Source organism: Oleispirillum naphthae (assembly GCA_027864655.1).
GTDB lineage: Bacteria > Pseudomonadota > Alphaproteobacteria > Rhodospirillales > Rhodospirillaceae > Oleispirillum > Oleispirillum naphthae.
Genome location: JAQAZG010000013.1, coordinates 121,647 through 128,336, shown reverse-complemented (window position 1 = coordinate 128,336; position 6,690 = coordinate 121,647). Strand labels below are relative to the sequence as shown.

The 6,690-nt window shown below is 69.2% G+C and carries 8 protein-coding genes; 2 read left to right on the top strand and 6 right to left on the bottom strand.

Features of this window, described 5'->3' with window-relative positions; genetic code table 11:
* Window positions 1–272: 272 nt before the first annotated feature.
* From O7R11_RS13680 to O7R11_RS13655, 6 genes are all read right to left on the bottom strand, one after another.
* Window positions 273–1,097, bottom strand: a complete 825-nt coding sequence (locus O7R11_RS13680; RefSeq protein ID WP_337998088.1) for a hypothetical protein — start codon at window positions 1,095–1,097, stop codon at window positions 273–275.
* Window positions 1,098–1,257: 160 nt separating this feature from the next.
* Window positions 1,258–1,734 (bottom strand): Cys-tRNA(Pro) deacylase, encoded by a 477-nt coding sequence (gene ybaK / locus O7R11_RS13675; protein WP_337998087.1) that lies wholly within the window; start codon window positions 1,732–1,734, stop codon window positions 1,258–1,260.
* Window positions 1,735–1,744: 10 nt separating this feature from the next.
* Complete coding sequence (locus O7R11_RS13670) at window positions 1,745–2,524, bottom strand: LamB/YcsF family protein (RefSeq protein ID WP_337998086.1); 780 nt, start codon at window positions 2,522–2,524, stop codon at window positions 1,745–1,747.
* 18 nt (window positions 2,525–2,542) lie between these two features.
* Window positions 2,543–3,508: a 5-oxoprolinase subunit C family protein gene (locus tag O7R11_RS13665; RefSeq protein WP_337998085.1), complete on the bottom strand. Its 966-nt coding sequence runs from the start codon at window positions 3,506–3,508 to the stop codon at window positions 2,543–2,545.
* A gap of 3 nt (window positions 3,509–3,511) precedes the next feature.
* The gene (gene pxpB, locus O7R11_RS13660; RefSeq protein WP_337998084.1) at window positions 3,512–4,255 is read right to left on the bottom strand and encodes a 5-oxoprolinase subunit PxpB; all 744 of its coding nucleotides are present in this window, start codon (window positions 4,253–4,255) and stop codon (window positions 3,512–3,514) included.
* Between the two features lie 170 nt (window positions 4,256–4,425).
* Complete coding sequence (locus tag O7R11_RS13655; RefSeq protein ID WP_337998083.1) at window positions 4,426–4,953, bottom strand: hypothetical protein; 528 nt, start codon at window positions 4,951–4,953, stop codon at window positions 4,426–4,428.
* A gap of 149 nt (window positions 4,954–5,102) precedes the next feature.
* On the opposite strand from O7R11_RS13655, the gene O7R11_RS13650 reads away from it, so the two are divergent.
* Entirely contained in the window at window positions 5,103–5,540 is a 438-nt protein-coding gene (locus tag O7R11_RS13650) for a YrhA family protein (RefSeq protein ID WP_337998082.1), read from the top strand.
* A 139-nt stretch (window positions 5,541–5,679) separates the two neighbouring features.
* Window positions 5,680–6,624 carry a UDP-glucuronic acid decarboxylase family protein gene (locus tag O7R11_RS13645; RefSeq protein ID WP_337998081.1) on the top strand — a complete coding sequence of 315 codons (945 nt, stop codon included), beginning with the start codon at window positions 5,680–5,682 and terminating at the stop codon, window positions 6,622–6,624.
* Window positions 6,625–6,690 lie beyond the last annotated feature (66 nt).

Here is a 6,690-nt window from a genome sequence, read left to right as displayed (position 1 = left end):
CGCCGCCCGCGTATCCCTTCTTCCTTCCGATCCACAATGTCAAAGAACATAAATCCCAAGCCAAACCGCCCGGGAATGCCCCCAACTCAAAACGCCTGCCAACCTGCCGGTCAACTCCGCCTCGCGTCGGGAGGCCACCTTCTAAGCCCTCACAACAACACCGTCAAACACTTTTTTGCAAAAGTTCGGACGCTTCGGGAAAAGCCGGGGAGAGCCACACCGAAGGCGGCGCGGTCTTTACATGTGGGGGGAAAGGGGCGCCGCGTCAAGCCTCAGACCGGCATCGTCTCCACCTGCTTCGCCAGCACCGCCACCGCGCCGAGAACCCGGCTCTGGAAGTCGTCGTAGACCTGCGCCAGAACCTGCGCCACCGCCTCCTCCCGGCCCGCCAGATCGACCAGGGCGCGGTAGGCCGCCAACTGGTGAGACAGCAGCGCCGCGGGCAAAGGCTCGGCCGACGACGACGCGGCGGACAATACCGCCTGCAGGAAAACGTGCATGAACACCGGGGCCGAGGAATCCCAAGCCACGGCATGCTCCACATGCCGCGCCACCGGCGCGGTCACCATGAACACCGGGTGCCCGGCCAGCGTCGCCACCACCGGCAGCCAGAAATCCCAGAACGGCATGCCGAGGCAGAAGCCCTCGGCGCGCAGGTTCGGCAGCAAATCCCGCCCGTAGAGAAAGGCATCGAACCCTTGCGGCAGCTGCGTGCCCGCATCCAGGGGCGTCGCCTCGTCCGGAACGTCGGTGCGGCGGATGCACACCAGGCCGTGCGCCGCCTCCTCCACCAGCCAGCGCCGCTGCGCCTCCGTCAGGTCGAAGGCGATGTCCGCGTTGACGATGCCGAGAACCGGCGCGTCCGTGCCGTACTGATAATCGAAAATATCGGCGAGAAACGGCACCGGCTTGCCCAGAACGCGGCGGCCGCTGCGGCTCACCGTCACCCGCTCGACGCCGCAATCCCCCAAGGCCGCGGCCTCCTCCGCATCGTTGAACGACACCACATGCCCGCCCCAGCTCGCCACCCGGCGCGCCTGCGCCGCGCGGTCGCCGCGCGACGGCAAACTGGTGCACCACAAAACATCCGGCATCATGCCGCGCCCCCGTCCGCTGATCCGCTTTTTCGCAGGGTATCCCAGATGCCGGGAAAACCAAAACGTTGCGAGGGGCTTGGACCCCTCGCGCTCCGCGCAAAAACCAAAAGTCATGGGAGGCCCGGAGGGACCGAGTCCCTCCGGAAAGTTTTTGTTTTCCCTACTGCCCCAACATATCCGCCACCTTGGCCGAAAGCGCGCGGATCAATTCGGCGGGGGCGAGTTTGGCCTGGAGGCCGCGCTGGCCGCCGTTGACGAAGACGGCGTCGAAGGCGAGCGCGGTTTCGTCCACCGCGGTGGGCACGCTGCGCTTCTGCCCGAGCGGGCTGATGCCGCCGACGTGGTAGCCGGTGAGGCGTTCGGCGGCGGGGGGCTTCATCATCGCGGCGTGTTTGGCGCCGAACAGGGCGGCGACCTTTTTCAGCGACGCCTCGTGGTCGGAGGGGATGACGACGCACACCGGCTTGCCGTCCGCCTCCATCATCAGGGTCTTGAACACGCGGGCCGGGTCCGCGCCGATGGCGGCGGCGGCCTGGAGGCCGACGCGTTCGTCGCCGGGGTCGTAGTCGTAGGTGACGAGGGCATAGGCGGCCCCCGCCGCATCGAGGGCGCGGGTCGCCGGAGTGGTTTTCGCCATTGCCGTCGCCTCAGGCGAACCGCGCCATCGCGGGCAGCGGCAGCACAGCGTAGCCCTCGGCGGCGAGGCCCTCGCGCACCAGGCGGGCGGTGGCCTCCGCCACCGGGCCGTCGCCGTGCACGCAGATGCTGTCCACCGGGGTGTCGATGCGCCCGCCCGCCAGGGGAAACAGCGCCTGTTCGCGCACCATGCGCAGCACGTGGTCGAGCGCCGCCTGCGGCTCGTGGATCATCGCGCCGGGGGTGCCGCGCTGCACCAGTTGGCCGTCCGGCGCATAGGCGCGGTCGGCGAAGATTTCGATCGCCACCGCAAGCCCCGCCGCCTCTCCCGCGCGCGCCATGGCGGAGCAGGCGGGCGCGAGGAAGATCAGCCCGGGGTCCACCGCCGCAATCGCCCGCGCGATGGCGGCGGCGAGGTCTTCGTCCACCGCCGCGATGTTGGAGAGCGCGCCGTGCGGTTTGACGTGGGTGACCTTGCCGCCCGCCGCGGCGGCGACCGCCTGCAACGCGCCGATCTGCACGATGGTGATCGCCTCCACCTCCTTCGCCGACATGTTCATGCGGCGGCGGCCGAAGCCCTGGAGATCGGGGAAGCCGGGGTGTGCGCCGACGGAGACGCCGTTCTTGAAGGCCAGCCCCACGGTCTCGCGCATCACCAGCGGGTCGCCCGCGTGGAAACCGCAGGCGACGTTGGCGGAGGAGACCACCTCCAGCATCGCCGGGTCGTTGCCGATGGAGTACGCGCCGAAGCTTTCGCCCATGTCGGCGTTGAGATTGATCTGTTTGGCCATGACGGCAGCTCCTTGTGCTCAATCCAGCGCGACGGCGGCGGCGGCAAGCTCCGCGAGGCGCATTTCGAAGGCCTGCGCCGCGGCCTCCGCCTCCGCCACCGAGACGCGGGCGAAGGTCACCTCCATCATCGGCTTGAGGCGGGCGAAGCGCGGCAGGTCGGCGGAGATCACCGCGCCGATCTTGGCGTAGCCGCCGACGGTGGCGCGGTCGGCGAGCATGATGATCGGCTCGCCGGAGCCGGGCACCTGGATCGCGCCGGCGACCATGCCGTCGGAGACGATGTCCGCGCCGCCCCTGCCGGGGGCGAAGGTGAGCGGCGGGCCGACCAGACGCTTGCCCATGCGGTCGGACTGCGGCGATATCTTGTAGATCTCGGTGAAAAAGCGCTCCACCCCCGCGTCGTCGAAGCGGTCGTCCTGCGGCCCGAGGACGACGCGGAACGGCCCCTCTCCGTCCACCGGCGACTCGGACAGGGCGCGCTCGCCGCCCGCGGCCTCCACCTCCACGCCGACCGGCAGCACGTCGCCGGTCTTGAGCGCCCGGCCCGCAAAGCCGCCGAGCTTCGCCCGCACGTAGGTGGAGCGGCTGCCCATCACCGGGGCCACGTCCACGCCGCCGGCGAAGCAGGCATAGCCCGCGGCGCCGCCCACCGTGGGGCCGAGCGCGATGCGGTCGCCGGGAAACAGGGTGACGGTGCGCCAGGCGGGCAGCGCCAGGCGGTCGCCGTTCGCGCGGGTAAGCGTGCCGCCGCCCGCGGCGAGCGCGAGGCGCACCGGCGCGTCGAGGGCTTCCACCTCCGGCCCGATCACCCAGTATTCCAGCGCCGCCGCGCCGTCCGGGTTGCCGAGCAGGCGGTTGCCGAGGCGGAAGGAAAAGCCGTCCGCCGCCCCCGCGGTGGGGATGCCGAGCGCCTGGAAGCCGAAGCGCCCGCGGTCCTGCACCGTGGTGAGCGGCCCGGGACGGTGAATCCTGATCTGCGCCATGGTTCAGCCCCCCGCCCGCAGGATGGAAACGTCGAAGCCGCCGGTCTCTGCGGCGGTGCGCAGGGAGTCGTACTCGGCGCGGGAGATCGCGGCAAAGCGCACCGTGTCGCCGGGCGCGAGAAACACCGGCGGCTCGCGGCCGGGGTCGAACATCGGCACCGGGCAGCGCCCCAGGAGGTGCCAGCCGCCGGGGCTTTCCAGCGGGTAGACGCCGGTCATCTCGCCCGCGATCGCCACCGAGCCCGCGGGCACCGCGGTGCGCGGGCTGGTGCGGCGCGGCAGGCGCAGCGCTTCCGGCACGCCGCCGAGATAGGCGAAGCCGGGCACGAAACCGAGAATGTAGACCGGGTATTCCACGCCGGTGTGGCGGGCGACCACCTCCTCCGGGGTCAGGCCGGTGGCGGCGGCGACCTCGCCGAGATCGGGGGCGAGGTCCGCGCCCTCGTAGCAGGCGGGCAGCGCCCAGGCGCGCCCGCTGCGCACATCCGGCCGCGCGGTTGCGATCCACGGGCGCAGGCGCTCCACCAGTTCGCCGCGGTCGATGCGCAGCGGGTCGTAGTGCACCGCGAGCGCGCGGAACGAGGGCACGGTTTCGACCACGCCGGTCAGCGCGTTTTCGGCGCGCGCCGCTTCGAGCGCGGCGTAGAGCGCCATCACCTGCGCGTTGACGGCGGGATCGATCGCCTCGCCGTATTCGATGGAAAGGGCGGTGTCGCCCAGGGACTTGATCGTGGGATCGATGCTCATGAGGCCCGTCGGAAAAACCGGAAACCGAAACAGAGTGGCCGCCGTCTCCGCCTGCGTCAAGACGCAGGCGGAGACGGTACCGGCGGGAAGGAAGAAAGGTTGAGAAAGCTCTGGCCGTGCGGTCCAGGGCGGAGATCAATCATCCGGAGCCTGGATCAGCCAGAGCTCAACTACCCCGGCACCAGAAGATCCCGTCCGATCTGACCGATCCAGTTGCGGAAGCGTTCGGTATCCGGCGCGGCGGCGGCGGCGATGGACCCCGTGACCTCGGAGAGGCGCTCGTCCTTGCGGCAGAACACCGCGACGGTGCGGATCGGGTCCGCCGAGAGGTCGAGCTTCGGCTCCTCGCCGCGGCACAGCGCCTCGCCGTCCTGCGCCCGGTGCGCGCCGAGCACCATGAGCACGCGGTATTCCGGACGGCGCGCCGCGGCCGGATCGGTGGTGAGGTGCACACCCCGGATATAGGTGATGGTCTTTTCCATCTCCGACGCCACCAGCTTGTCGAGGAAGTCCTGGCCGGTGACGAACGGGTTGCCGAACACCCGCACCAGGAGCGGGCCCTCGGAGGCGGCGTATTGCAGGGACGAGAGCACCCCGTGCTCCTTGTAGTAGACCTGCTGCGTCATCGGCGCGCCGTCGCACGCCGCGGTCAGCGTGGCGAGCGCGCCGACGCCGAAACCGAACAGACGTTTGAACATCGTGAGAAACCTCTTCGGTTGGCCTCTCTCAATCATGGGGCAGGCGCGGCGGAAAAGCACCCCCCGCGCGGGAAAAATCTTCGCCGCGCGGCGGCGGCGCATCGGTGATATACTGCGGAGCGACCGTTGTCATCCGGGGGAGGTGGGCCATGCCGATGCGCACACTTCTGTGTCTGCAGGACCGGGCGCCGTTCATCGCGCCCAGGGCCGATACCTACGAACTCGCGTTCCTCGACGAAGTGCTCGAGGACTGCGACTCGCCCACCCTGCCCGGCGACTTCGCCGCCTTCCTGGCGGAGGCCAACGGCTTCGTCTGGAACGGCATCGAGATCTTCGGCAGCGAGCACATCGTGCTGGCGCACGACCGCTCGGTGGTGCCCGCGCTCACCGAGATCAACGAGACCTACCACGCCGAATTCGACCAGATGCACGGCCGCCTGCTGATCGGCCGCTCGGAGGACGACCTCTACGTCTACGACGAGGAGACCACCGTCTACCTGATTCTCGACCGCAAAGGCTTCGAGGAGGTGGCGCGCTTCGCCGCCTTCGCCGAACTGCTGCGCCACGTCGTGGACGAACGCAAGTAGTTGCCGGCAGGGCTGCCGCTTCGCGGCGAAAAACAAAAAGTTAGGGGGGCCGGAGGGGCCGCGACCCTCCGGAAAGTTTTGGGTTTTTCCCGGCGACCGGTGCTATGGTTTTCGCTTCGCAGCAAAGCGGAGAAAGAGCATGCGTTACCTCGTCACCGGCGGCGCCGGGTTCATCGGTTCGCACCTGTGCGACCGCCTTCTCGCCGACGGCCACGAGGTCCTCTGCGCCGACAACTATTTCACCGGTTCGCGCCAGAACATCCGCCACCTGCTGGGGCATCCGGACTTCGAGGCGATGCGCCACGACGTCACCTTCCCGCTTTATGTGGAGGTGGACCGCATCTTCAACCTCGCCTGCCCGGCCTCGCCGGTCCACTACCAGAACGACCCGGTGCAGACCACCAAGACCAGCGTGCACGGCGCGATCAACGTGCTGGGGCTGGCCAAGCGGGTCGGCGCGCGCGTCTTCCAGGCCTCCACCAGCGAGGTCTACGGCGACCCCCTGGTCCACCCGCAGACCGAGGACTACTGGGGCAACGTCAACCCGATCGGCCTGCGCGCCTGCTACGACGAGGGCAAGCGCTGCGCCGAGACCCTGTTCTTCGACTACCGCCGCCAGCACCGCCTGGAGATCAAGGTGGCGCGCATCTTCAACACCTACGGTCCGCGCATGCATCCCAACGACGGGCGCGTCGTCTCCAACTTCATCGTCCAGGCGCTGAACAACCAGCCGATCACCATCTACGGCGACGGCAGCCAGACGCGCAGCTTCTGCTACGTGGACGACATGATCGAGGCGTTCGTCCGCCTGATGGACACCCCGGCGGAGGTGACCGGGCCGATCAACCTGGGCAATCCCGGCGAATACACCATCCGCGAGATCGCCGAGATCATCGTCGAGGAGACCGGCTCGTCCTCCGAGCTGGTGTTCCAGCCGCTGCCCGCCGACGACCCGAAGTGCCGCAAGCCCGACATCGCGCAGGCCGAAGACGTGCTCGACTGGCACCCCGCGGTGACGCTGCGCGAAGGGCTTGCCCGCACCATCGCCTACTTCGAAACCCTGCTCTCCAACCACGGAGGATAACGTCCGACACGACGAAGGCACCACCCCCGGCAAATCGACGTTCTTCAAGATCCAAACGCAAGGAGG